The following is a 24,888-nucleotide window of genomic DNA, read 5'->3' on the forward strand; positions in this document are numbered from 1 at the left end:
CCTGGGTGAGAACCTCTGCATCTACTCCGATCCCTACGACCGCATCGGCTACCTGTATTCTCGCCTGCTGCGTCCTGCCCGCGTGGTGGCCGACACCGGCGTGAACGCCCAGGGCTGGAGCAAGCAGCAGGCCGTGGCCTACCTGCAGAAGACCGTGGACATGAGCAGTGACGACGCCAACGCCGAAGTCGAGCGGATCATGGCCCAGCCCGGCCACGTTGTACAGCGCCTGGCCGGGCTGGGCCAGGTGCTGGCCGTGCCGCCGGTCACAGGCTGAGCCACATCGCTTGGCAAGCTCCGGCGAAGCTGGGACACTCGCCGCCATGAAGGGGATACTGGGGACAACGGCGATCATCATCGCTGCGCTGACCGCTGCGCCGGCCAGCGCTGGCACCCTGTACAAGTGCCAGGGCCCTGACGGCGTCACCAGTTATGTAAGCAAGCGGGTGGCAGGTGCGCGCTGCAGCACCATCAGCTACAGCCGCGACACCCGTCCTGCGCCGCGCCCGGTGGTGGCCGCATCCAGGCCGGCGCCGACCACGGTGGCCAGCATCGAACGCAACCCGGTTGCCGTTGCCGCCAGCGCCGCAGCGCCGGCAACGGTTGCGCCGGCACCTGCATCCGCGCCCGCAGCTGCTCCGGCACAGCCGGCCGCCTCGCGTGCCGGGCGCATGGTCAGCGGTCAGGTCTATTCCTTCATGAAGGACGGCGTGCGCCACTACACCAGTGCGCGCCCGACCCAGGTCGCCAACCTCGGCCCGGTGCGGACCATCCGCTACAGCTTCATGGAGCGCTGCTACGCGTGCGGGGTCAATCCACGCGTGGACTTCGGCAGCGTGCGCCTGAACACCTCGGCCTTCCAGACCGAGATCACCTCGGCCGCGCGCGAGTTCGGCGTGGAAGAGGCGGTGGTGCGGGCCATCATCCATGCCGAGTCGGCCTACAACCCGACCGCGCTCAGCCGTGCCGGTGCGCAGGGCCTGATGCAGCTGATGCCGCCAACCGCCGCGCGCTTCGGGGTCAGTGACTCCTACGATGCCGGGCAGAACATCCGCGGCGGCGTGCAGTATCTTGCGTGGTTGCTGAAGCGCTTCAATGGCGACCTGACCCTTGCCGCAGCCGGCTACAACGCTGGCGAAGGCGCGGTCGACCGCCATGGCGGCGTACCGCCCTACAGCGAAACCCAGTACTACGTGCGCCGGGTCGGGCAGCTGGCCGAGCGTTACCGCACCGCATTGAGCAAGCAGTAGCGCCAGGCCATGCCTGGCGAGCGAAGCGGCAAGCAGCCGGTAGTGCCGGTCGCTGGCCGGCAACCCAAAAATCAATGTTGTTGCAATGCGTTGTGTGGCGCGCGACGGTTCCGCTACACTCAACCGTGATTCAATGCGGCTCTGGCCCCCACCGGATCCGCTGGCAGCCTTAAAGCTACCTAATCAATATCGGAGTGCCGGATGGCCAACGATGGGGTACACGATCCAGTCAACACCGGACGTCGGCGTTTTCTTTCTGCCACCACAGCCGTGGTGGGCGCCGTCGGCGTCGGATTCACCGCAGTTCCTTTCATCAAATCCTGGAACCCCAGTGCCCGCGCCAAGCTTGCCGGCGCACCGGTGGTGGCCGACATCAGCGCCCTGCAGGAAGGCCAACGCCTGATCGTGGAATGGCGTGGCCAGCCGATCTGGATCGTCAAGCGGTCCAAGGCGATCCTCGATGCGCTGCACGGGCTGGACGGCCGTCTCAAGGACCCCGAGTCCGGCGAGAAGGACCAGCAGCCGGAATACGTGCTGAAGCAGAACCCCGAGCTGCGCTCGATCAAGCCGGATATTTCCGTGCTGGTCGGCCTGTGCACGCACCTGGGCTGCTCGCCGGAAATGGTCGCCGAGATCCGGCCTGAGCCCTACGACCCGCAGTGGAAGGGCGGCTACTTCTGCCCCTGCCACAAGTCGCGCTTCGACATGTCCGGTCGTGTCTTCAAGGACGTGCCGGCGCCGATCAACCTGAAGGTGCCCGCGCACCACTACCAGGACGACAACACCATCATCATCGGTGTCGATCCGCAGGGGGCTGCCTGATGGCCAATATCCTCAGCCGTACCGCCAGCGGCGTGGCCGACTGGGTCAATGCCCGCGCACCGGGCCTGATGCCGGTGTACCGCAAGCACGTCAGCGAGTACTACGCGCCGAAGAACTTCAACATCTGGTACTACTTCGGTTCGCTGGCGCTGCTGGTGCTGGTCAACCAGATCGTCACCGGCATCTTCCTGACGATGCACTACAAGACCAACGCCGCCGAGGCGTTCGGCTCCATTGAATACATCATGCGTGATGTGGAGTGGGGCTGGCTGATCCGCTACATGCACTCCACCGGGGCCTCGCTGTTCTTCATCGTGGTCTACCTGCACATGTTCCGCGGCCTGCTGTACGGCAGTTACCAGAAGCCGCGCGAGCTGGTGTGGATCCTGGGCATGCTGATCTACCTGGTGCTGATGGCCGAAGCCTTCATGGGCTACGTGCTGCCGTGGGGCCAGATGTCGTTCTGGGGCGCCAAGGTGATCATCTCGCTGTTCGGCGCGATACCGGTGATCGGCAACGGCCTGACCGAGTGGATCATGGGCGACTACCTGCCCAGTGACGCCACGCTCAACCGCTTCTTCGCACTGCACGTCATCGCCCTGCCGCTGGTGCTGTTGCTGCTGGTGGTGCTGCACCTGGGCGCGCTGCACGAAGTGGGGTCGAACAACCCCGATGGCGTGGAGATCAAGAAGGGGCCGAAGGGCAACCGCTGGTCGCCGAACGCTCCGGCCGACGGTATTCCGTTCCACCCGTACTACACGCTCAAGGATGGTGTCGGCGCCGGCTTCCTGCTGATCATCGCCGCCTTCATCATCTTCTTCGCGCCTGGTTTCGGCGGCCTGTTCCTGGAGCACGACAACTTCACCGAGGCCAACCGCCTGGTCACCCCGGAGCACATCAAGCCGGTCTGGTACTACACGCCCTACTACGCGATGTTGCGCGTGGTGCCGAACAAGCTGGGCGGCGTGCTGGTGATGTTCTCGGCCATTGCGATCCTGTTCCTGGTGCCGTGGCTGGACAAGGCCAGGGTGAAGTCGGTGCGCTACCGCGGCTGGATCTCGAAGGTGATGCTGGGCGTGCTGGCGGTGTGCTTCGTCTGGCTGGGCGTGATTGGTTCCGGCCCGGGCACCGACGTGCACGAGACCTACATCGGGCGGGTGCTGACCTTCCTGTACTTCGCGTTCTTCATCACCATGCCGCTATGGACACGGTTGGACAAGACCAAGCCGGTACCGGAGAGGGTGACCACCCATGACTGATCGCTGGATGGTCCGGCTGGCCCTGACGGCCACCCTGATGCTGGGCAGTTTCCTGGCCTCCGCCGCCGAAGGCGGCACCAAGCTGCTGCAGGCTGGCAACGACCTGGGTGACCGCGCTTCGCTGCAGCGCGGCGCGCAGCTGTACATGAACTACTGCTCCGGCTGCCACGCGCTGAAGTACCTGCGCTATTCGCGGATGGCGCAGGACCTGGGCCTGACCGAAGAGGAGGTGATGAACAACCTCAACTTCACCGGCTCGGCGATCGGCGATCCGATCCCGGTGGCGATGCCCAAGGAGAATGCCGAGAAGTGGTTCGGCAAGATGCCGCCGGACCTCAGCCTGATCTCGCGCGTGCGGGGCAGTGACTGGGTCTACACCTATCTCAAGTCGTTCTACCTGGACAGCAGCCGGCCGCTGGGCTGGAACAACGCGCTGTTCGCCAACGCGTCCATGCCCAACCCGCTGTGGGAAATGCAGGGCCTGCAGCATGCCGTGCATGGCAAGCCCGAAGCGCCGGGCATGGACCCGCCGGTGACCGGCCTGAAGATTGAAACGCCGGGTTCGGTCGATGCCGGGCAGTACGACCAGGCCGTGCGGGACATCACCAACTTCCTCGAATATGCCGGCGAACCGGCCGCGCTCAAGCGCCAGCAGCTGGGCGTGTGGGTGATCCTGTTCCTGGCCCTGCTGACCTTCCTGCTGTATCTGTTGAAGAAGGAATACTGGAAGGACGTTCACTGAATCTGCCGCCGGCCATCGCACGGGCCTATTGGCTTTTGTGATGGTCGGTTGCACACTCGGGGAGGAGTCGATCGCTGGCACGGTGCCGGCGGCGCCGATGCGGCAGGCGGTCTCCTGTCGTGGGAGAGCCTTTGATGGCGGCGAGCGTACGCATGCGCAATACACTGACGCTGTTTTCCTCGAACGACGATGTACTGTGCCACCGTGTACGCCTGGTCCTGGCGGCCAAGGGTGTGACCTTCGACTTCGTTCCGGTCGATCCACAGAACCCGCCTGAAGACCTGATCGACCTCAATCCGTACCACTCGGTGCCGACGCTGGTCGAACGCGAACTGGTGCTTTACGCCGCGTCGGTGGTCAGCGAGTACCTGGACGAGCGCTACCCGCATCCGCCGCTGATGCCGGTCGACCCGCTGTCGCGTGCGCGCATCCGCCTGGCCATGCTGCGCATCGAGCACGACTGGGTGCCGCAGGTGCAGGCCATCCAGCTGGGCAACAAGACCCAGGCGGAGGCCGGCCGCAAGCGCCTGAAGGAGTTGCTGACCGCCTCGCTGCCGCTGTTCAAGGCCAGCAAGTTCTTCCTCAACCCGGAAATGAGCCTGGCCGACTGCGCGATGGCGCCGATCATCTGGCGCCTGCAGTCGCTGGACGTACCGCTGCCGAAGGACGGCAAGGCGATCGAAGACTACGGCAACCGCATCTTCCGCCATCCCGGTTTCGTCCGCAGCCTGACCGACCAGGAAAAGAAGCTGCGCGATCTGCCGGTCTGATCCGGGCATGCGTTACCCGTCTGCACGCCGACCGGCGTGCAGGCGATCCGCCCCGGCAGGGCGCCGGGCGCGTACACTTCACGCATGACCGAAGACTTCTTCCACATGACCAGCCACCGCCCGTACCTGCTGCGGGCGCTGGTGGAATGGATCAACGACAACCAGCTGACCCCGCACATCCTGGTCGACGCCGGCGTTCCCGGCGTGCAGGTCCCGCCTTCGGCGGTCAAGGATGGCCGGGTCGTGCTCAACATCGCCGAACGTGCCGTCGTGCGGCTGATGATCGACAACGAGATGGTGAGCTTCTCGGCGCGCTTCTCCGGCACCAGCTACCCGGTGCAGGTACCGATCAGCGCCGTGCTGGCCGTCTACGCCCGCGAGACCGGGCAGGGCATGGCATTGCCGGATGACATTCCGGGCAACGAAACCGCGCCGACCAGCGACGAGCTGCTGCACGAGGAAGGCACGCCGCCGGACGATACGCCGCCGGCCAGTCCGCCGCCGAAGGGGCGCCCGAACCTGCGCGTGGTCAAGTAATGTTTCCGACGCCGCCCCGATGGGCGGCGTTTTCCTTTGCAGGATTTATCGGCGGGTGCCGGAATTGTGTGGGTGCCGACCGTTGGTCGGCACACCTTCAGGTCCTACACATCCTCGGCATCGTCCACATCTGCGCGGATCTGGCTGATCCGCGCCGCGCCCGGACCAGTGAATGAGATCAGCTGATCGCCGCGCAGCACCATGCGGCCTACATGGCGATCGATGCCATCGTAGGAATACTCGAACTTGAAGGTGCGCTCGAAGCCGAGTCGGCCATCCTCGCCGCGCGACAGGCGCAGGCCGGTGGCGTGCACCGCCTGGTCCAACCATTGCACATCGGCGGCGCGGCAGGCATTGCGCCCCAGTTCGACCGCGCGCTCGGCGGCCGAACGTGCGGCATTCCAGAAGAAATAGATGATTCCGCCGGCAATCAGCAACAGCAGCAGGGTGGGCATGGCGTCAGCCGTCAGAGGTCGATCCCGCAAAGATGGCGGCGAACGCGCGCTGGATCAAGCGCCTCGCATCACCGCGTCGGTTGTGGACCAGCAGAGACTGGTTGAGGCGGTATGACGACCGGCTGCGGTGGCGCGGGCTGCATTGGCCTCGCAGTTGGCGACGGCATCACCAGCGGTGATGTGGCGGTCAACTGCAGCAGCGCTGCCCAGTCCTGGCGGTTGAAGCTGCATTCGTCCTCGCGGCCGGGCGTGCAGCTGGGGTCGATGCCGGTACTGTTGCGTTCGCGTGCCGGAGGCAACTTGATCAGCCCGGTGCGGTCCAGCTGCAGCAACCGCATCGCCACGGTGTTCATGACGTTGCCACCGACCAGGTACAGGGTCTGGTCGCCCCCCAGGTTGGCAGCCACCACCACTTCGCAATGCGATTTCCAGTGGCCCACCGAACCGTTGCCCAGCGCCTGCACCAGCCCGCTGTAGCTGAGCGTGGTGCTGCGGTCGCGCAGGAAGCACAGCAGGTCGCCGGGCGCGGGCTTGGCGGTGGCCGGGTCGACCAGCCGGTAGGGCACGCCCGAAGGCCCACCCTGGTACGCGGCGCGGATGTAGTCGATATGGCGCGGCGAGGTGTTGAAGCCGGGCACGCCGGCACGCACCATCACCCACGAAATGAAGGCGGCTGACCATGGGTTGTCGATCAGGAACGCTCGGCAGTCGCTGTCGGTGTAGCGCGTGCCCAGCGGCGCCAGGCAGCTGCTGGCGCCGGTGATGCTGCCCATTGCGTTGAGCGTGCCGCTGTCGCGCCAGTAACCGGCTACGCGCTGCCAGGCGATCAGGCCGTTGTCGGCCAGGTGATCACGTTCGGCTTCGGTGACGCTGAGGCTGGCGGCGCGGCCATCGCGGTCGATGAAGGGCCGGTACCAGAGCCGGTGCTCGTTGCAGGCAGTGTTGCGGATGGCCACCGCCAGCGGACTCAGGCCGAAGCGCGGTGGCACATCACAGGCTTCGGCGGCCGTTGCGGACAAGGGGGCTGCCGCGAGCAGCAGACAGGCAGGCAAGAGCATCCGGCGCATGCGCGGCTCCTGTGGGGGATGCCGGCAGCGTCGCAGAGGCAGGCGTAGCCGAGCCGTGAAGGCCGCCAAGCCGGTAGCGCCGGGCCATGCCCGGCGAGCGAAGCGGTAGATCGGCTTATCGCGCGAAGCGCGTGCAGGGCGCGCCGCAGATCGAGAAGCAGCCGAGCGTGGGCTCGGCGCTACAAGGTCCCGTAGGCCTCAACCCGGCGGCGGGCCCAGCTTCAACGACAGGTCAATCGCCTGCACGTGCTTGGTCAGGCCACCAATGGAGATGCAGTCCACGCCGTCCTCCGCGATCGAACGCAGGCCACCCAGGCCCACGCTGCCGGATACTTCCAGCGGAATGCGGCCCGCCGTGATGCGCACGGCCTCGCGGCGCAGGTCCGGGCTGAAGTCATCCAGCAGGATGCGTTCGCAACCGGTTTCCAGCGCCTGGCGCAGCTGCGCCAGATCCTCCACCTCGACCACCAGCGGCAGCGCGGGCCATTGCCGGCGCGCGGCAGCCACGGCTGCGGGCAGCGAACCGGCAGCACGGATGTGGTTTTCCTTCAGCATCACTGTGTCGTACAGACCGAAGCGGTGGTTCTCGCCGCCGCCACAGCGCACTGCGTACTTCTGCGCCAGGCGCAGGCCGGGCAGGGTCTTGCGGGTATCGAGAATGCGCGTGCCGGTGCCGGCCACCGCGGCCACGTAACGCGCGGTGGTCGTGGCGGTGCCGGACAGCGTCTGCAGGAAGTTCAGCGAGGTGCGCTCGGCGCTCACCAGGCTGCGGCTGCGCCCATGCAGCAGGGCCAGCACGGTGCCGGCAGTGACCGCGTCACCTTCGGAGACACGCCATTCAATGCGCACCTCCGGGTCGAGCGCGCGGTGGGTGGCGTCGAACCAGGGGCGACCGGCGATCACCCCGTCCTGCTTGCACAGCAGGTACGCGCTGTCAGCCTGGTCGGGCAACAGCGCAGCGGTGACGTCGCCGCTGCCCAGGTCCTCGGCCAGCGCACGCGCGACATCGGCGGCGACAACGGCCGCATCCGGCGTCGGCAGCGCGCTCATGCGGCCGGGAAGTCGGCGATCTGGGCGGTGGGGATGGCTTCCTCGGCCAGCAGCACCGGGATGCCGTCGTCAACGCGGAAGACCTGCTTGCGGTCGCGGGTGACCAGCGCTTCGCGCAGCGGCTGCGCCAGCGGGTTGCCATCGGCCTTGTTCATCGCGCCGGCGGAAATGGCCTTGTTGAGGGCTTCCAGGCCCTTGCCATCCAGCAGGGACAGGGGCTGGCGGGTGTCCGGCGACACCAGCAGGTCGAGCAGCTTGCGATCCATGGTTCTTCGTCTTGCGTGGAAGATGGCTAGAATACGTCTTTAAGGCAGGTGACGGCCAATGACCCCCAACCCGATCGCGCCGCTTGTCGGCATCGTCATGGGTTCCCGTTCCGACTGGGAAACCATGCAGCACGCCGCCCAGAAGCTTGAAGCCCTGGGTGTTCCGTTCGAAGTGAAGGTGGTGTCCGCGCATCGGACGCCGGATGTGTTGTTCAGCTACGCCGAGCAGGCGGGCCCGCGTGGCCTGCGCGCGATCATCGCCGGAGCCGGCGGGGCCGCGCACCTGCCGGGCATGATCGCCGCCAAGACCGCCGTGCCGGTGCTGGGCGTGCCGGTGCAGTCCAAGGCCCTCAACGGCATGGATTCGCTGCTGTCGATCGTGCAGATGCCGGCCGGCATTCCGGTCGCCACCTTCGCCATCGGCAATGCCGGCGCCTCCAACGCCGCGCTGTTCGCCGCAGCGATGCTGGCCAGCGACCAGCCGGCGATCGGCCAGGCGCTCGACGCCTTCCGTGCACGCCAGACCGAAGAGGTGATGGCCCACGACGATCCGCGCCAATGAGCCTGACCGTCGGCATCCTGGGCGGCGGTCAGCTCGCCCGCATGATGGTCCTGGCCGGTGCGCCGCTGGGATTGCGCTTCGAACTGTACGACCCGGCAGCCGACGCCTGCAGCGGCCCGCTGGCGCCGCTCACCGTCGGTGCCTTCGATGACCGCCAGGCGTTGGCGGATTTCGCCGCCAAGGTGGACGTGGTCACCTTCGATTTCGAGAACGTGCCGGCCGACAGCGCGCAGTTCCTGGCCGACCGCGTGCCGGTCTACCCGCCGCCGGCTGCGCTGGCGGTGGCCCAGGACCGGTTGAGCGAGAAGACCCTGTTCCAGCAGTTGGGCATTCCGCTGCCCGCCTTTGCCGATATCCGCAGCCGTGACGAGTTGGTTGCGAAGGCCGCCGAGTTCGGCCTCCCGTGCATCCTCAAGACCCGCCGCCTCGGTTACGACGGCAAGGGCCAGTTCCGCCTGCGCAGCGAAGCCGACATCGACGCTGCATGGGACGCGCTTGGCGCACAGGTCGAGCGCACCGGGCTGATCCTGGAAGGCTTCGTTGCCTTCCAGCGCGAGGTCAGTGTGGTCGCTGTGCGTGGCCGCGATGGCGGCTTCGAGGCCTGGCCGGTCACCGGCAACTGGCATGTCGACGGCGTGCTGTCGGCCAGCGTGGCCCCGGCCGTGCTGTCCGATGCCGAGCAGCAGGCCGCGATCGGCTATGCCCGCCGCGTCGCCGAGCACCTGCAGTATGTGGGCGTGTTCGCACTGGAGCTGTTCTGTCGTGACGGCGAACTGCTGGCCAACGAGATGGCACCGCGCGTGCACAACTCCGGCCACTGGACCATCGAAGGCAGCGAGACCTCGCAGTTCGAGAACCATCTGCGTGCGGTGCTGGGCCTGCCGCTGGGCAGCACCCGCATGCTCGGCCACGTCTGCATGCTGAACTGGCTGGGCGCGATGCCGGACCCGTCGCCGGTGCTGGCCCAGGCCAGCGGTCATTGGCACGACTACGGCAAGGAGCCGCGCGAAGGCCGCAAGGTCGGCCACGCCACGTTGCGCGACGATGATGCCGCTGCATTGGCCGATGCGCTGGACCAGGTCGGCCTGGAGCTGGACCGCCAGGCCCAGGTGGCGCCGGCGGTACACGCGCTGCGCAATCGCTGAGCCCGGTAGTGCCGGCCGCTGGCCGGCAGTGCAACGCTGTGACGCGCCGGTGCAGGCATCGGCGCAACATTCCCGGTGTTAGCGTGGAGCTCCTTTCACAGGAGTCATCCCCATGCTCGACTGGAATGCCTACCGCAAGGAGCTTAAGGGTCGTATCGGCGAGATCGGCAAGCTCTCGCCGGACACGGTCAAGGGCTATGCCACGCTGGCCAACGCCGGTGCCCAGACCAACCACCTCGATGCCAAGACCCGCGAGCTGATCGCGCTGGCGGTGGCCGTGACCACCCGCTGCGACGGCTGCATCACCGTGCACGTGGATGCCGCGCTGAAGCACGGCGCCGGCCGCGAGGAGATCGCCGAGGCGCTCGGTGTGGCGGTGTCGCTGAACGCCGGTGCGGCGCTGGTGTACTCGGCGCGGGTGATGGACGCCGTGGCCGCGCACGAGAGCGCGTGATGCCTGATCTGTAGAGCCGAGCCCATGCTCGGCTGGCCGGACAGCAGCCGGGCATGGGCTCGGCTCTACAGGGCTCAGCGCAGCTGGCTTTCGGCAAATTCCCAGTTGACCATCTGCCAGAACGCGTCCAGATACCGCGCGCGATCGTTCTGGTAGTCGGTGTAGTAAGCGTGCTCCCAGACGTCGCAGCACAGCAGCGGGGTGCTTTCACCGGTCAATGGCGTGCCTGCATTGCGGGTGGCCTGCAGGCCCAGCTGCCCGCCCGGATGCTGCACCAGCCAGACCCAGCCGGAGCCGAACAGGCCCAGCGCGGTGCGGTTGAATTCCTCGCGCAGGCGCTGCACGTCGCCGAACTGGCGCTTGACCAGTTCGCCCAGTCGCCCCTGCGGCTCACCGCCGCCGCGCGGGCGCAGGCACTGCCAGTAGAAGGCATGGTTCCAGGCCTGGGCGGCGGCATCGAACAGCGTGCCCTGGGCGTGGCGGACGATCTCCTCCAGCGACGCTTCCTCCCACTCGGTGCCGAGAATGCCGGCGTTGACGGCATCCACATAGGCGCGATGGTGGCGGCCGTGATGCAGTTCCACGGTCTGTGCGGACAGGTGCGGCTGCAGGGAGCCGGGAAGATAGGGCAGGGCGGGCAATTCGACAGGCATGGACAGGTTCGTGGCCAGGGGGCGGCGGCAGCCGGTTCCATCCGCTTACAATGGCGGCTACCGTGGGCAGTCTAGCCGACCATCAGGGTCGGTTTGTCCGGCGAAGCAAGGAGTGTGGTTGTGGCGGTAATGCAGCAAATCCAGGCCGAGGTCGATCGTTACCCGCTCGTGCTGTTCATGAAGGGCACCCCGCAATACCCGATGTGCGGCTTCTCCAGCCGCGCCGTACAGGCGTTGATGGCGGCCGGCGCAGTCACCCTGCGCACCGTCAACGTGCTGGAAGAGCCCGAGATCCGCGCCAACCTGCCGCGTTTTTCCAACCTGCCGACTTTCCCGCAGCTGTTCATCAACGGTGAGTTGATTGGCGGCTGTGACATCGTGCTGGAGCTGTTCGAAGCCGGCGAGCTCAAGCGCATCGTCGAAGAGGCGACCCAGGGATGAGTGCCTGGCCATCGACGTCACCGACCGACGGGGCGCTCGATGGCCGCCCGTTGCAGGATCGCGTGGTGCTGGTCGCCGGTGCCGGTGGCGGGTTGGGTTGTGCGGCGGCAGTGGCTGCTGCGGCCGCCGGGGCCACCGTGGTTCTGCTGGGCCGCAAGCCTCGCCGCCTGGACCGTGTCTACGCCCAGGTGCAGGCGGTCGGCCCGGAGCCGCTGCTGTATCCGCTGGACCTGGAAGGCGCGGGCCCCGACGACTATGCCGAGCTGGCCCAGGCCCTGCAGCGCGAGCTGGGGCGCCTGGATGGCCTGCTGGTCTGTGCCGCTCACTTCCCGGGCCTGACCCCGTTTGAGCTGGCAGACCCAGCCAGTTTCGCCCGCGCGGTGCACGTCACCCTGACTGCGCCCGCCTGGCTGGCCCAGGCCTGCCTGCCGCTGCTGCGGCAGCGCGAAGATGCGGCGCTGGTGTTTGCGGTCGATGCCCCCGAGCGGGTCGGTCAGGCCTACTGGGGCGGTTACGGTGTGGCCCAGCACGGCCTGCGTGGCCTGATCGCCAGCCTGCACGACGAGCTCGGCCGCAGCCCGGTAAGGGTGAGTGGCCTGTACCCCGGCCCGCTGCGCACGGCCCTGCGGGCCCGGGCCTATTCCGTAGACCAGGACCCGGCCGCGCAAGGCCCGGAGGCCGCCGCCGCCGCGGCCGTGACCCTGTTGTCCGGTGCTGGCGCTACCTGGCGCGGCCAGATTCTCGATGCCAGCGAGGCGCCCCCCGGCGAGTAGATCCCGGGGAAAGGCGGAGTGAAGAACCCGTCACGATTGCGTTGCGATCCGGTGCCGTTTGTCGCACAACCGTCACATTGATGGCGTAGCGTGTTAATCTAGTGTTAACCGTTGTGGCTTCCTTCAGCCAAGCGGTAGGGAACCCCAGATAAATGTCCGACCAGCCACCCGCAGGGCTGTTTGGATGCGCTTTTTTTTCCGCCATCGCCAACTCGCATCGAGGCTACCGAAAAATGACCCACCCACTCCGGATGTCCAAGCTCACCCTTGGTCTCGTGGCTGCGCTCGCCGCCGCTCCCGCCTTTGCCCAGAGCACCTCTGCCGGTGTCGGCGGCCAGGTGATGTCCGCCGCAGGCCAGCCTGTTGCTGGTGCTGAAGTCACCATCACCCACACCGAGTCGGGCACCGTTTCGCGTGCCACCACCGATGCGTCGGGTCGCTACACCGCGCGCGGCCTGCGCGTGGGTGGCCCTTACACCATCACCATCACCAAGTCCGGTGAAGGCACCAAGACCGAAGAAGGTGTCTTCCTGAATCTGAACCAGGTCAACACGGTCAACGCCAACCTGGGCGGTGATCTGGCGGCGACGAACCTGGATGCCGTGAACGTTGTTGCCACTGCCGGCTCGAGCGTCTTCAGCTCGGAAAACAAGGGCGTGGGTACCTCGGTTGACGGCCGCAAGCTGGAGCTGGCGCCCAAGGGCAACCGTTCGTTGGATGACGTCGCTCGCCTGGATCCGCGCATCAGCGTGACTGACCAGGCTACCGGCGCAATCTCGGTCGCGGGTATCAACAACCGCTATAACAAGATCTCGGTCGACGGCCTGTCTCAGGGTGACCCGTTCGGCCTCAACGCCAACGGCATGCCGTACACCGGCTCGCCGATCTCGGTGGACACGATTGCTGCCTACGATATCAAGGTCAGCGACTATGACGTGTCTCAGGACGTGGTCGGCGCCGCGATCAATGCGGTCACCAAGTCTGGTACCAATGAGTTCCACGGTTCGGCGTACTACGTGTACAAGAAGGCCGATAGCATGGTGGGCAAGCGCAACGGCGAGGACTACGATGCTTTCGGCAAGGACACCACCAAGGGCTTCACTCTGGGCGGTCCGATCCTGAAGGATCGCCTGTTCTTCTTTGGGTCGTATGAAGAACAGGAAATCACCGACTTCGGTGGTGCGGCGTCTTCCGACGGTCTGAGCACTGGTGCGGTGACGCGCGCGGAGATCGACCGGGTCATCGATATTTCCAAGAACAAGTACGGAATCGATCCGGGTACCTATGGTGCAGCCGGTGGCGTGAATCTGACCAACAAGCGCTATCTGGGCAAAATCGACTGGAACATCAACGACTCACATCGCGCCAGCCTGACCTACCAGCAGACTGAGGAGTCGCTGCCGCAGCCGTACGACAGCAACGCAAACTCGGTGATCCTTACCAGCCGTTGGTTCACCAAGACCAGCGAGACCAAGAACACTGCACTGCAGCTGTTCAGCGATTGGACCGACAACTTCACGACCGAGGCCAAGTTCAGCTACCAGAAGTTCGAGCAGGTCTCGGGCGCTTCGCAGAACCTGCCGACCATCAATGTGGGTGTGGCCAGCACCCAGTCTGGCTCGAGCAACGGTGTGCGCCTGGGTGAAGACCGCAATCGACACGAGAATGCGATCAACACCAAGAAGAAGACCGCCTCGATCTTCGGTACCTACTACGCCGGTGATCACACCATCAAGGGTGGTTTCGACTATGAAGATACCGACGCGCTGAATCTGTATGGTCGCGATCTGCACGGTGTGTATACCTTTGACAGCATCGCTGACTTCGAAGCAGGCAAGTACTACCGCTACGATGTGCGCCGTCCGATCGGCGGGTACTCAGAAGCCGACACTGCGGCTGCGATTGGTTTCACCATGATCAGTCCGTACCTGCAGGATACTTGGCAGGTAAATAACAACCTGTCGATCACCTATGGTGTGCGCGCCAATATCCCGAAGGCCGACAAGGCGCCGCCGCGCAAGCCGGGTTTCGAGGAAACCTTCGGCTTCCGCAATGACTACAAGCTCGGCAGCAGCAATAAGGTGATCATGCCGCGCTTCTCGTTCAACTACACCTTCGATACCGAGCGCTACTCGCAGCTGCGCGGTGGCGTGGGCTTGTTCCAGTCGGTCCCGCCGTTCGTCTGGCTTGCCAATCCGTACCAGAACAACGGCATGACCTCGGCCTCGTTCTGCGCCTACGGCAACACCGTGGTTCGCGGCTGTGTCCCGAACAATGGCCAGTACGCGTTCAGTCCGGATGCATTCAATCAGCCGTTCCCGAGCGGTGCCGCCGCGCCGACCAACGCGCAGATGGATTCCATTGATCCGGACTTCAAGCTGCCGACCGTCTGGAAGGCTAGCCTGGGCTACGATCATGAGCTGCCGTGGATGGGCCTGGTGGGCACCGTCGAAGTGCAGTACCTGAAGAACAAGGATGCGGTGTTCTACAACGCCCTGAACATTGGTACGCCGAATGGCCAGCTGTTCGATGGTCGTGATAGCTACTGGGTCACTCCGGGCGGCGTGAAGAACAATGGTAGCAAGCCGGGTTACACCACCAACTCGACCTACCTGACCAACTCCGACAAGGGTAGCTCCACTGCAGTCACCTTCTCGTTGGACAAGCCGATGGCGAATGGTTGGTACGGCAACCTGTCCTACACCTACACCAAGGCAACGGAGGTGGGTTCGGACACCAGTTCACAGGCCTGGTCGAGCTACCAGTTCGTTTCGCGCCTGAACCCGAACGAGGAGTATGCCGGCACCGCCACTCGCGAGATCCGCAATCAGATCAAGCTGTCGTTGGGTTGGGAGCACGCGTTCTTCGGTGACTACAAGACCAGCATTACCGGCTTCTACACCGGTCGCAACGGCCTGCCTTACACGTGGCTGGTTGATGGTGACATGAACGGTGACGGCATCTTCCAGGACCCGGCGTACATTCCGTTGCTGAATGACGCGAAGGTTTCGTACGTGAAGGGCAATCGTGCTGCGACCGCCGACGAGATCGCCGAGTTCCAGCGCCGCATCGACGAAAATCCGTACCTGGCAGCTCGTCGCGGTTCGGTCGCCGAGCGTAACGGTGCCCGCAACCCGTGGGTCAACCAGCTGGACGTGGCCATCCAGCAGGAACTGCCGGGCTTCTTCAAAGAGCACAAGTCGATCCTGCGTCTGGATATCTACAACTTCCTGAATATGTTGGACAAGAGCTGGGGCCGGACCCGCAATGCGTCTGACTTCGACACCCGCTACCTGACCACTGGCAAGGTCAAGGCCGATGGTTCGTACGAGTACGACCTGGGCCGCAACTCGCCGCAGGAACTGCGTGAGTATGACTTCAGCTCGGGCTATCCTTCCCGCGTCGTTTCGCGTTGGTCTGCAATGCTTACCCTGCGTTACGAGTTCTGATCCATCAGAGCTTGAAGCAGTAAGTGGAAACGGCCGGGGAAACCCGGCCGTTTTCCGTTCAGGCGAAAGTCCTTGCAGGTCACCTGGCATCGGCGTAGCATCCAGAAATGTGCGCGGTGCCAACACCGCCGATGCGGTCCCGGAAAGGCGAACGCGGGAAGCACACATCCAACGGTCGGGCTTCCCGGCCGTTTTGCTTTTTAAGGGGGCGGCAGTACAGTCGGAAACCTTGAAGGAAGCGAAAAATTGGACATGACCACGAACGAAAAATCAGCCCGTGCACTGCCGGTGCAGGACGCGCGGATCTACCCGCGCGGTGGGCTGGATGTGCTGTCGCGGGCCGAAGTGGCCCGGCTGCGCGATGCGTCTGCCGGCGGCATGCACGAGCTGCTGCGCCGCTGCGCACTGGCCGTGCTGACCAGCGGCAGTGCTTCTGACGATCCGCGCGCGGCGCGCGATCTGTATCCCGATTTCGACATCCAGGTGGCGCAGCAGGATCGCGGCGTGCGCATCGACCTGGTCAATGCACCGGCGATGGCTTTCGTTGATGGCGAGATCATCCGCGGCGTCGCCGAACTGTTGTTCGCGGTGGTGCGTGACCTGGCCTACATGGCCATCGAGATGGGCCCGGCCTACGCGGCCGAGCTGGAGTCGTCCGAGGGCATCACCAACGCGGTGTTCGGCTTGCTGCGCAACGCGCGCATCCTCAATCCGGGCGACCCGAATCTGGTCGTCTGCTGGGGTGGTCACTCGATCTCGCGCGACGAGTACCTGTACACCAAGCAGGTGGGCTACGAGCTGGGTCTGCGCGGTCTGGACATCTGCACCGGCTGCGGTCCGGGCGCGATGAAGGGCCCGATGAAGGGCGCGACCATTGCCCACGCCAAGCAGCGCCGTACCGTGACGCGTTACATCGGCCTGACCGAGCCGGGCATCATTGCCGCCGAGTCGCCGAATCCGATCGTCAACCACCTGGTGATCATGCCGGACATCGAGAAGCGCCTGGAGGCCTTCGTCCGCATCGGCCACGGCATCATCGTGTTCGCCGGTGGTGTCGGCACGGCCGAGGAAATCCTGTACCTGCTCGGCATCCTGCTGCGCGAGGAAAACAAGGACCTGCCGTTCCCGCTGATCCTGACCGGCCCGACCGTGGCGGCGCCGTACTTCGAGCAGATCGACCGCTTCATCCGCCTGACCCTGGGCGATGCGGTCGCCGAGCGCTACGAGATCGTCATCGGTGACCCGGTGGCGGTAGCCAAGAAGATGGCCAACGGCATCAAGCGCGTGCGTGAGCACCGCCTGGCGCAGAAGGACTCGTTCTTCTTCAACTGGTCGATCGAGATTCCGTGGGAGTACCAGCAGCCGTTCGTGCCGACCCACGAGGCGATGGCCGCGCTGGACCTGCACCACGGGCGTGCCCCGCACGCGCTGGCGGCCGACCTGCGCCGGGCGTTCTCAGGCATCGTGGCCGGCAACGTGAAGGAAGACGGCATGCGCCGCATCGAGCAGTTCGGGCCGTTCCAGATCCATGGCGACCCGGACATGATGCAGGCCCTGGACGCGCTGCTGCGTGCCTTCGTCGAACAGCGCCGGATGAAGATCTCCGGCGAATACCAGCCCTGCTATCAGGTGCTGGCCTGAGTCTGCGCCGGCGCGATGGGGATCGCGCCGGTACAGGCAGGGGAGGGCGGGTCGTCAAAGGCCTTGACGCCCGTCGCCCCGGAATGACCGTTCATCCTGCCGCCGCTTGCCGGTGGCAGGGCGATGGCCCATCGTGGCCATCAACACGCTGGGGAGCGTCCAATGTCTTTGCGCCGGCAAAACGGCTTTACGCTGGTTGAGTTGATGGTCACGGTTGCCGTCCTGGCGATCCTGAGCACCATCGCGTATCCGAGCTTCCAAAGTACGATCCGTTCCAATCGAATGGCCACGACCAGCAACGAGTTGATGGCCTCGCTGGCGTTGGCGCGCTCGGAAGCGGTCAAAAATGCGCACGGCGCCGGCATATGTGCTTCCAGTACCGGTACCAGTTGCGATGGCAAGTCATGGATCGAAGGCTGGATGGTGTGGGATGACACCAACGGCAACGGCGGCTTCGATGCCGGGGAGGCCGTCCTGCGTTACAGCGAGCCACGCGCAGCGATGTCCGGAGTTGATGTGAACGCGGTGTCGGTGGCGTTCGATCCTCGTGGGCGCAGTCGGGCCGCTACGGCCACCGACATTACTCTTCGCCCGGACAAATGCGGTGACCAGCCACTTCAACGGCGTCTAACGGTGTCCCTGACGGGCCAGCTCAGGTTGCACAAGGAGGCCTGCAAATGAATCGTCGTCGCATCCAGTGGAAGGTGGCGCGCCATGGCGCGCAGAAAGGGTTCAGCCTGATTGAAGTGCTGATCGCCATTCTTGTGCTCGGCATCGGGCTGCTTGGCTTTGCACTGCTTCAGACCATGAACGTACGCTACGTACAGAGTGCGAACTACCGCACCCAAGCCACCAACCTCAGTTATGAGCTGCTCGATCAGGTCCGTATCAATCGCGTAGCTGCCGCGTTGTATGTAGGTGACTACTCAGCGACTACAAGTGAGTGCAATCCGCCGATCGGCAAGGACATTGATCAGGCAGCCTTCATGAAAGATTGGCGTTGCCGGCTGGGCAAAGCGCTCGGCGACAACGCCAGTGCATCAGTTACCCGCAACAACAACGTGGTCACGGTGCGCGTCAGTTGGGGAGATGAGCGCTGGAGTGCAGATGCTGATGACACTACCTTCAGTGCGAGTACACGCCTGTGAGCACGCTTCGTTCCCGTCGTTATCTGGCTGGTGTGTCGATGATCGAGCTCATGATTGCGCTCGCCATCGGCCTGATCATCATGCTCGCCGTGATCCAGGTGTTCGCCGCCTCCCGTGCGGCCTATCAGTTGTCAGAGGGTATGGCGCGCGTGCAGGAAAATAGCCGGTTCGCGATGGATACCCTGCAGCGCGAACTGCGGATGGCCGGCCATTTCGGTTGCGTCAACGACCAGTCGCACGATCTTTCCGGATCGCTGCACAGCACTTTGACTGCCAGCGCGCATCCAACCCTGGACTTCGGCCGTTCCATCCAGGGCTATGAAGCTGTCGGGACCGCGCCCGGCAAAGATGTCACGATCAGCGCAGATCCGCCGACGGGCGGCGTGGACTACCTCCCCGTGCTGCCGAAGGAGATCGCTGATGCCCTGCCGAACCGGGTCAACGGTAGCGATATCGTGGCAATGCGCTACCTGATGCCCGACGGTGTTCCGGTAACCCTGATCGGCGGCACCGCGTCCAAGCCGATCTTCAGTTTCGACGCCAAGCGCGTAGCGGTGCTCAACAGTGGTGTCAGCAATCCGGGATTGTTCGGTGTCGCAGATTGCATTTCCGCGACCACGTTCCAGGCCAATGCAGTGAATGCCGCTGCCGGTACCGTGACCTTTGACACCGCGCCGAACAACACCGGCACTTTCAGCAGCGTCTATACCGAAGGGCAGACCATGTTGCATCGCGCCGAAAGCGTGGTGTTCTACGTCGGTAAAGATGCCGACAGGGAGCAGACCTCGCTGTACCGCGTCCGCTTCGGTGCTGCTCCCAATGGTGCATTCACTGCCAGCGCGCCCGAAGCGCTGGTCGAGGGTGTGGCCAACATGCAGCTGCTGTACGGGCAGGATCGCGGCCTGACGCGGACCGCACCAACCGGTTTCATCGACCGCCAAGGCACCGCTGATGACGTGGAGAAGTCATTGACCGATACCGCGCAGGCCTGGCGGCGTGTGGGTGCCGTGCAACTGGGTCTGGTCATGTCCAGCCCCGACCCGGCCGCAGCTACCCAGGCCAAGGACGGGGCGGCACTCACTGCGCTGGGGGTGACCTTTGCCGCGCCCAGTGATGGGCGCATGCGCTCCACCTACCAGACGACCATCGCAATCCGTAACCGCCTGTTTGGCAACTGAGGCATCCCATGGCTCTACGCGCGCCCCGCTGGCAACCTCCTCGCACTCAACGGGGTGCGGTGCTCTACGTTGCCCTGATCATGCTCATCCTGCTGGCTCTGATCGGCATCGCAGGCATGCAGGTAACAGGCATGCAGGAGCGCATGGCGGCCAATTATCTACGGACCAACCTGGCGTTCCAGAACGCTGAGCAGAATGCCCGTCAGGTTGAGGACACCATTGCCACCACCATCGAAGGTGGTGGGTTGTACGCTGCGGCGCAGGAGGCCTGCAGCCCAACCTACGACCCACTGACCTGGGCTAATGGAGTTTCCGCCAATTCGGCGCAGTACACCCGTCGGATCGACAAGTGCTTCCCATCCTCCAGCCGTCGCGTGGGTGCGAAGTTGAACGAAGACACCGGCAACATCTATCAGGTCACTGCCCTGTCCAGTGATGCCACCACCAACGCTTCGGCCAGCGCCGTCATCGATACGGTTTTCATTCCATGAACACTCCGCGCCGTTTCCTCCGCCTCACTCCGTCCCAGTGGTTGCGATGGGGTACCGCTGGTGCTGTCGTCGCTGCTGTCGCCGCGCTGGTGATCCCGCTACGTGCGGCCATTGGTGACTTCGATATCGCCCAGGAGCCGCTGTACAGCAAGCAGAGCCAGCCACCGCTGATGATGATGGTGATGTCGCGTGACGAACAGCTGTTCAACAAGGCATACAGCGACTACACCGACATCGGTGGCGGTCCTGATGGCAGTGAGGACGGCATCCTCGATACGACCTATCTGGATGCATTCGAGTACGGCGGCTACTTCGACTCCAAACTCTGCTACTCGGTGACAGGAACTGGAGCCAACGCACTGTTCAAGGCTGCCGCGAAGGGCGGTGGCAATAACGGTCACAGCTGCACGGGCCAGTGGTCCGGCAACTTCCTCAACTGGGTCACCATGAGCAGGCTGGACGTCATGCGTAGCGTGCTTTACGGTGGACTGCGCACAACAGACAGCCTGACCCAGACCATCATCGAGCGCGCGCGGATTCCCAATGATCTGCACGCTTGGGTGAAGGTGTATACCGGTTCAGACATCGGCAGCTTCGCACCGCTGACGGCGAACTCCACCGGCTGGTCATTCTGCAATGGCAACACATCTGCCACCAGCGGGTCGCTGATGCGGGTGGCCTCGGGCAACTGGTCCGAGTGGGCAGCGACGGCCAGTTATCAGTGCGGCGTCGGCCGTACCGATACCGACGGCAAGCGGGACGTGCCCGGATCGGCAGCGGACTATGCTGTGCGCCTGGATGTCTGCGCGGGAGGCACTGACGCCTTGCGCGAAAGCTACTGCCGCAAGTACACCAGTGGCAATACCGATCGTTACAAGCCGGCCGGCCTGCTGCAGACCTATGGTGAGAGCGGGCGCCTGCGTTTTGGCCTGATTTCCGGTACATATGCCAATCCGCGTGATGGTGGCGTATTGCGCCGGAACATCGGCAAGCTGGCCGGCAATGGTGACAGCTTCTGCGGCGCGGGTGACGAGATCGATCTCTCCACCGGACAGTTCTGCTACATGAAGTCCGGCGCGACCGCCAATGGCGAAGGGGTGATCAACACGATCTCCAACTTCAGCATCGACCAGTGGAACTGGAAGGATAACTGGACCGACTGCAACCAGTACGGCATTCTTAATCGTGTAGGCACCGATAAATCCAAGATTCTCAACAACCCCGGCTCAGGCAGCCAGAAGTGCAGCGCCTGGGGCAATCCGCTGGCGGAGATGTATGCAGAAGCCCTGCGCTATGTGACGGGTGGAAGCAAGGTTTACAGTGATTCTGGTGATCTCCCTACGCTGCCAACCGGCATTGCCTGGGTCGACCCCTATCGGGACCCGGCCAAGGGCGGCAACTCCTATTGCGCTACCTGCAACATTCTGGTCATGTCATCTGGTCTGCCGTCGTTCGACAGCGACAACATTGGTACGTTGCCCGCTTCGATCAACGCGACTACCGCGACCAACGATATCGGAACCGCTGAGGGCATCGCCGGTAAAAGCTGGATGATCGGTCGCGTGGGTGCGACCCCGAGTCCGAGCGGCACTCCGCTCAATACCCACGAAGATATCTGCCAGGGGCGTACCGTCGACAATCTCAGCCTGGCGCGTGGCATCTGTCCCGACATTCCTTCGATGGAGGGTAGCTATCTGGTGGCAGGCATGGCCAAGGCTGCAGCGGCTACCGATCTGCGCCCAGGCGTACAGAGCAAGCCAGCCAGTTACAAGATCTCCGCCACCACCTATACCGTGGCGATGGCCGAGAACCTGCCGAAGTTCGAGATCAAGGTCGGCGGCAAGACCATCAGTCTGGCGCCGTTGTGCCAGGCCAACAACGACGGTTGGCTGGAAATCAAGGACGCCGGTTGGCGCAGCTGCTTCCTGGGTTCGGTTGGTGTTGGAGTAAAATCCGGTGTCAACAACAACAAGTACGGTCGGCCGTACGCGAATGACGCGAGTTCGGGCAGCTTCTCGCTGGTATGGGAGGACTCATTGTGGGGCAATGACCACGACAATGACGTTGTGGCGATGATGAGCTATTGCGTAGGGGCAGCCTGCAACACTGTGCCGCCGGGTGCCAATGACATGTGCTGGCGTGCTGATCCGACCCGCAGCGTGGTTGCCAATACCACCACCACCCTGTGCAACCGCGATCAGTCCAGCCGTGGTACCACCTTGCGCAGCACCGTGGCGGCCGACGAAGTGTTGATCCGAATCGAGAACCTGTCCGCCTTCGCCGGCAACGCAATGCTGACCGGCTATACCATTTCCGGCTCGAACGCCGCCGATACGGTGCAGCGTCTGACCCTGCGCAAGGGTGATTACCAACGGGGCACCAGCGGTCCTGCGCGCAATGGTTCCGTCATTACCCAGTCCGATGATTTCCCTAGTACGTGGGATCGGCCGGTGGTGATCAAGTACAAGGCCTCAAGTGGTGTGGCAGCCGGCCAGCTGGAAAGCCCGCTGTGGTACGCCGCCAAATACGGCGTGCCGGCTGGCAAGAAGTGGGACAGCAAGAAGCCCGGAGTACCCGACAACTATTTCCTGGCTCGCAATCCTTCCAAGCTGCGCCAGGCGCTGGATGACATCTTTGCCAGTGCTGCCGAGGGCGACGCGCCGGTCGGTGGCAGTGGCTCGGGTGCACGCATCACTACCGGCTCGTTCACGGTAGGCTCGCATTACAAGGTTACTGCCGGCTCAAATGACTGGACGGGTGACGTGGTGGGAACCCAGGTGTTGCCCAGCGGCGCCGATGGTGATGAATTGTGGCGTGCATCGAGCAGGATGGCGGGCGCCAACCGCAAGATCTTCATGGCGACATCCGCCAACATGCAGGACACCAAGGATGTGGTCACGCCTGTAGCTGCAGCTGCGTTCACGGCGTCCGCCATTCCAGGCAGCACCCGCGCGCAGAAGCTGGCGGTGATGGGCTTCAGCACCACCCCGACACCGATCCCGGCCTGGTTCGGTAGCACGACTGTCGACCAACTGGTCAACTATCTCAGCGGCAGCGCAGTGCCTGGGCTTCGGACCCGCACCTCGCCTCTGGGTGACATCATCAACTCCACTACTGAAATCGTGTCCAACCGCGATGATTTTGGCTATGGGGGCTGGACGGCGCAGAGCGTTGCGTGGAAGCAGACGCTCGGCAGTGCCTACAAGACCTTCCTGAATGCAAAGCGTGCGGCCAATGGACCACCAACCATGGTTTATGTCGGTGCCAACGACGGCATGCTGCACGGCTTCAATGCCAGCACCACAGCGGCGGCGGGCAGGGAGGAGTTTGCTTTCATTCCGTCCACATCACTGCAGCACATTGCCGAACTGGCGAACCCGAAGTATGGCCACCGCTACTATGTGGACGGTCCGGTGACATCTTCGGATGTCTATTACGGTGATTCCTGGCATACCGTGGTGGCGGCGACCACCGGCGCCGGTGGCGCGAGCAAGGCGCCGAATGCGGCAAGCGTCGGCAATGGCTCGGTATTCGCTCTGGATGTCAGCGATCCGAGCGGGTTCGACGCCAGCAAGGTGCTGTGGGAAGTATCCGGCAAGAACGAATCAGATCTTGGTTTCGTGCTTGGCAAGCCAGCGATCGTTCCGTTGACCAGCGCCACCAGTGGTGGAGCACCGCGTTTTGTCGCGCTGTTCGGCAACGGTGTGAACTCGTCAGGTGGCAAGGCTGTGCTGTACGTGGTCGATATCCAGACCGGCAAGGTGCTCAAGCGCTTGAGTCCGGCTGATTCCAAGTACGTGGGCCGCAATGGCCTTATGAACATCGTGCCGGTGGCGCTGAAGAATGCGGATGGGGTGACCGATACAGTGTATGGCGGCGACATGAAGGGCAATCTGTGGAAGTTCGATCTGTCCAGCAATGATTCGGCCAACTGGAACGTGGCCTATAGCGGAGCACCACTGTTCACTGCGACCCGCAACAACGTGGCGCAGCCCATCACCGGAAGCATCGAAGTCAGCAGCGGTCCGGCCGGCGGCATCAGTTTGTTCTTCGGTACCGGGCAGTACTTCGCGGCCGACGACAACACCGTCAATGCGAATACCGGCGTGCAGACGCTGTATGGCGTATGGGACGATCTGAAAACACCGATCGCCGACCGCACCAGCCTGGTCCAGCAGAGCGTCTTGGTTGGCACCGACAGCAATGGCTATGAGACCCGCGACATTACCTCCAATCCGGTCAGCTATACGAACAAGCGTGGCTGGTACGTAGACCTGACCGTCGATTCAATCGTTGATGGCGAGCGTTTCATTGCAACGCCGACGATTCAGAGTGGCCGTGTGTTCTTCCTGACCTATGTTCCCGGGAGCGCCATCTGTGGCAGCGGGGGGGTCAACTGGCGCTACGGTGTGTACCTGCTGACCGGCGGGGGAGGCATGTCTGGCCTCAGCGACAAGCCCGGCGGTGATTCGATCTGCACCGGCAATTGTGGCGGAATCAAGCTGACCAAGGGGGGCAAGGGCAGCCAGGGCGGACCGATTACCAACAACAGTGTGTTTGTCCCCAAACTGACACCCTGCGACCCCAGCAAGACCAAGTGCAAGGTGGATGAGTTGCTGGAACCATGCACCTATATGCTTGGTACCCAGGGGGCTGATGGCATGTATCTGCCACGGCCCTGTGGGCGCCAGTCATGGCGGCAGATTCGATGAACTGTTTGCAATCCGGGAAGCCT

At 64.1% G+C, this 24,888-nt stretch carries 24 protein-coding genes; 19 read left to right on the top strand and 5 right to left on the bottom strand.

Annotation, left to right across the window (positions count from 1 at the left end; all coding sequences use genetic code 11):
- The 7 genes from ARC63_RS13810 to ARC63_RS13840 all read left to right on the top strand — a co-directional run.
- Positions 1 to 277: DUF885 family protein (locus ARC63_RS13810; protein WP_057503583.1), on the top strand; the 277-nt coding region annotated here is incomplete at its 5' end.
- A 46-nt stretch (positions 278 to 323) separates the two neighbouring features.
- A complete protein-coding gene (locus tag ARC63_RS13815; protein WP_057503584.1) occupies positions 324 to 1,250 on the top strand; it encodes a lytic transglycosylase domain-containing protein in 927 nt (308 codons plus the stop codon).
- A gap of 201 nt (positions 1,251 to 1,451) precedes the next feature.
- A complete protein-coding gene (gene petA, locus ARC63_RS13820) occupies positions 1,452 to 2,072 on the top strand; it encodes a ubiquinol-cytochrome c reductase iron-sulfur subunit (protein ID WP_010486121.1) in 621 nt (206 codons plus the stop codon).
- Positions 2,072 to 3,331: a cytochrome b gene (locus ARC63_RS13825; RefSeq protein ID WP_006429450.1), complete on the top strand. Its 1,260-nt coding sequence runs from the start codon at positions 2,072 to 2,074 to the stop codon at positions 3,329 to 3,331. The genes petA and ARC63_RS13825 overlap by 1 nt, the downstream gene beginning before the upstream one ends.
- On the top strand, positions 3,324 to 4,073 hold the full coding sequence (locus ARC63_RS13830) for a cytochrome c1 (RefSeq protein WP_057503585.1): 750 nt from the start codon (positions 3,324 to 3,326) through the stop codon (positions 4,071 to 4,073). The genes ARC63_RS13825 and ARC63_RS13830 overlap by 8 nt, the downstream gene beginning before the upstream one ends.
- A gap of 134 nt (positions 4,074 to 4,207) precedes the next feature.
- On the top strand, positions 4,208 to 4,843 hold the full coding sequence (locus ARC63_RS13835; RefSeq protein ID WP_005408842.1) for a glutathione S-transferase N-terminal domain-containing protein: 636 nt from the start codon (positions 4,208 to 4,210) through the stop codon (positions 4,841 to 4,843).
- 84 nt (positions 4,844 to 4,927) lie between these two features.
- Positions 4,928 to 5,380: a ClpXP protease specificity-enhancing factor gene (locus ARC63_RS13840; RefSeq protein WP_005412806.1), complete on the top strand. Its 453-nt coding sequence runs from the start codon at positions 4,928 to 4,930 to the stop codon at positions 5,378 to 5,380.
- Positions 5,381 to 5,484: 104 nt separating this feature from the next.
- Here ARC63_RS13840 and ARC63_RS13845 read toward each other — a convergent pair whose 3' ends face one another.
- From ARC63_RS13845 to ARC63_RS13860, 4 genes are all read right to left on the bottom strand, one after another.
- A complete protein-coding gene (locus tag ARC63_RS13845; RefSeq protein WP_005408844.1) occupies positions 5,485 to 5,835 on the bottom strand; it encodes a DUF3301 domain-containing protein in 351 nt (116 codons plus the stop codon).
- A gap of 68 nt (positions 5,836 to 5,903) precedes the next feature.
- Positions 5,904 to 6,902, bottom strand: coding sequence for a DUF2272 domain-containing protein (locus ARC63_RS13850; RefSeq protein ID WP_057503586.1), 999 nt, complete (start codon positions 6,900 to 6,902; stop codon positions 5,904 to 5,906).
- 198 nt (positions 6,903 to 7,100) lie between these two features.
- Entirely contained in the window at positions 7,101 to 7,952 is an 852-nt protein-coding gene (nadC, locus tag ARC63_RS13855; RefSeq protein WP_010486110.1) for a carboxylating nicotinate-nucleotide diphosphorylase, read from the bottom strand.
- Entirely contained in the window at positions 7,949 to 8,218 is a 270-nt protein-coding gene (locus tag ARC63_RS13860; protein ID WP_057503587.1) for a Trm112 family protein, read from the bottom strand. The genes nadC and ARC63_RS13860 overlap by 4 nt, the downstream gene beginning before the upstream one ends.
- 58 nt (positions 8,219 to 8,276) lie before the next feature.
- On the opposite strand from ARC63_RS13860, the gene purE reads away from it, so the two are divergent.
- The 3 genes from purE to ARC63_RS13875 all read left to right on the top strand — a co-directional run bounded on the left by purE (position 8,277) and on the right by ARC63_RS13875 (position 10,379).
- On the top strand, positions 8,277 to 8,780 hold the full coding sequence (purE, locus tag ARC63_RS13865; RefSeq protein WP_057503588.1) for a 5-(carboxyamino)imidazole ribonucleotide mutase: 504 nt from the start codon (positions 8,277 to 8,279) through the stop codon (positions 8,778 to 8,780).
- Positions 8,777 to 9,925: a 5-(carboxyamino)imidazole ribonucleotide synthase gene (locus tag ARC63_RS13870; protein WP_057503589.1), complete on the top strand. Its 1,149-nt coding sequence runs from the start codon at positions 8,777 to 8,779 to the stop codon at positions 9,923 to 9,925. Before purE ends, ARC63_RS13870 begins: the two co-directional genes overlap by 4 nt.
- 112 nt (positions 9,926 to 10,037) lie before the next feature.
- The gene (locus tag ARC63_RS13875) at positions 10,038 to 10,379 is read left to right on the top strand and encodes a carboxymuconolactone decarboxylase family protein (protein ID WP_057503590.1); all 342 of its coding nucleotides are present in this window, start codon (positions 10,038 to 10,040) and stop codon (positions 10,377 to 10,379) included.
- A 74-nt stretch (positions 10,380 to 10,453) separates the two neighbouring features.
- Here the strand turns inward: ARC63_RS13875 and ARC63_RS13880 are convergent, their stop codons facing one another.
- Positions 10,454 to 11,032 (bottom strand): superoxide dismutase, encoded by a 579-nt coding sequence (locus ARC63_RS13880; protein WP_019337156.1) that lies wholly within the window; start codon positions 11,030 to 11,032, stop codon positions 10,454 to 10,456.
- Between the two features lie 120 nt (positions 11,033 to 11,152).
- Here ARC63_RS13880 and grxD point away from each other — a divergent pair, with 120 nt between their 5' ends.
- The 9 genes from grxD (at position 11,153) to ARC63_RS13925 (ending at position 24,865) form a co-directional block, all read left to right on the top strand.
- A complete protein-coding gene (gene grxD, locus ARC63_RS13885; protein ID WP_005408852.1) occupies positions 11,153 to 11,473 on the top strand; it encodes a Grx4 family monothiol glutaredoxin in 321 nt (106 codons plus the stop codon).
- On the top strand, positions 11,470 to 12,246 hold the full coding sequence (locus ARC63_RS13890; protein WP_010486100.1) for an SDR family NAD(P)-dependent oxidoreductase: 777 nt from the start codon (positions 11,470 to 11,472) through the stop codon (positions 12,244 to 12,246). Before grxD ends, ARC63_RS13890 begins: the two co-directional genes overlap by 4 nt.
- Before the next feature lie 233 nt (positions 12,247 to 12,479).
- Positions 12,480 to 15,695 carry a TonB-dependent receptor gene (locus tag ARC63_RS13895; protein WP_057503591.1) on the top strand — a complete coding sequence of 1,072 codons (3,216 nt, stop codon included), beginning with the start codon at positions 12,480 to 12,482 and terminating at the stop codon, positions 15,693 to 15,695.
- A gap of 252 nt (positions 15,696 to 15,947) precedes the next feature.
- Positions 15,948 to 17,336, top strand: a complete 1,389-nt coding sequence (gene ppnN, locus ARC63_RS13900) for a nucleotide 5'-monophosphate nucleosidase PpnN (protein WP_057503592.1) — start codon at positions 15,948 to 15,950, stop codon at positions 17,334 to 17,336.
- 162 nt (positions 17,337 to 17,498) lie between these two features.
- Positions 17,499 to 18,017, top strand: coding sequence for a GspH/FimT family pseudopilin (locus ARC63_RS13905; RefSeq protein WP_057503593.1), 519 nt, complete (start codon positions 17,499 to 17,501; stop codon positions 18,015 to 18,017).
- Entirely contained in the window at positions 18,014 to 18,484 is a 471-nt protein-coding gene (gene pilV, locus ARC63_RS13910; protein ID WP_057503594.1) for a type IV pilus modification protein PilV, read from the top strand. The genes ARC63_RS13905 and pilV overlap by 4 nt, the downstream gene beginning before the upstream one ends.
- A gap of 32 nt (positions 18,485 to 18,516) precedes the next feature.
- Positions 18,517 to 19,662: a PilW family protein gene (locus ARC63_RS13915; RefSeq protein ID WP_269213948.1), complete on the top strand. Its 1,146-nt coding sequence runs from the start codon at positions 18,517 to 18,519 to the stop codon at positions 19,660 to 19,662.
- 80 nt (positions 19,663 to 19,742) lie between these two features.
- Positions 19,743 to 20,153 carry a pilus assembly PilX family protein gene (locus ARC63_RS13920; protein WP_343144385.1) on the top strand — a complete coding sequence of 137 codons (411 nt, stop codon included), beginning with the start codon at positions 19,743 to 19,745 and terminating at the stop codon, positions 20,151 to 20,153.
- Positions 20,150 to 24,865, top strand: a complete 4,716-nt coding sequence (locus ARC63_RS13925) for a pilus assembly protein (RefSeq protein WP_231298642.1) — start codon at positions 20,150 to 20,152, stop codon at positions 24,863 to 24,865. Before ARC63_RS13920 ends, ARC63_RS13925 begins: the two co-directional genes overlap by 4 nt.
- Positions 24,866 to 24,888 lie beyond the last annotated feature (23 nt).

Source organism: Stenotrophomonas geniculata ATCC 19374 = JCM 13324 (assembly GCF_001431625.1).
In the GTDB taxonomy this organism is placed as follows: Bacteria; Pseudomonadota; Gammaproteobacteria; order Xanthomonadales; family Xanthomonadaceae; genus Stenotrophomonas; species Stenotrophomonas geniculata.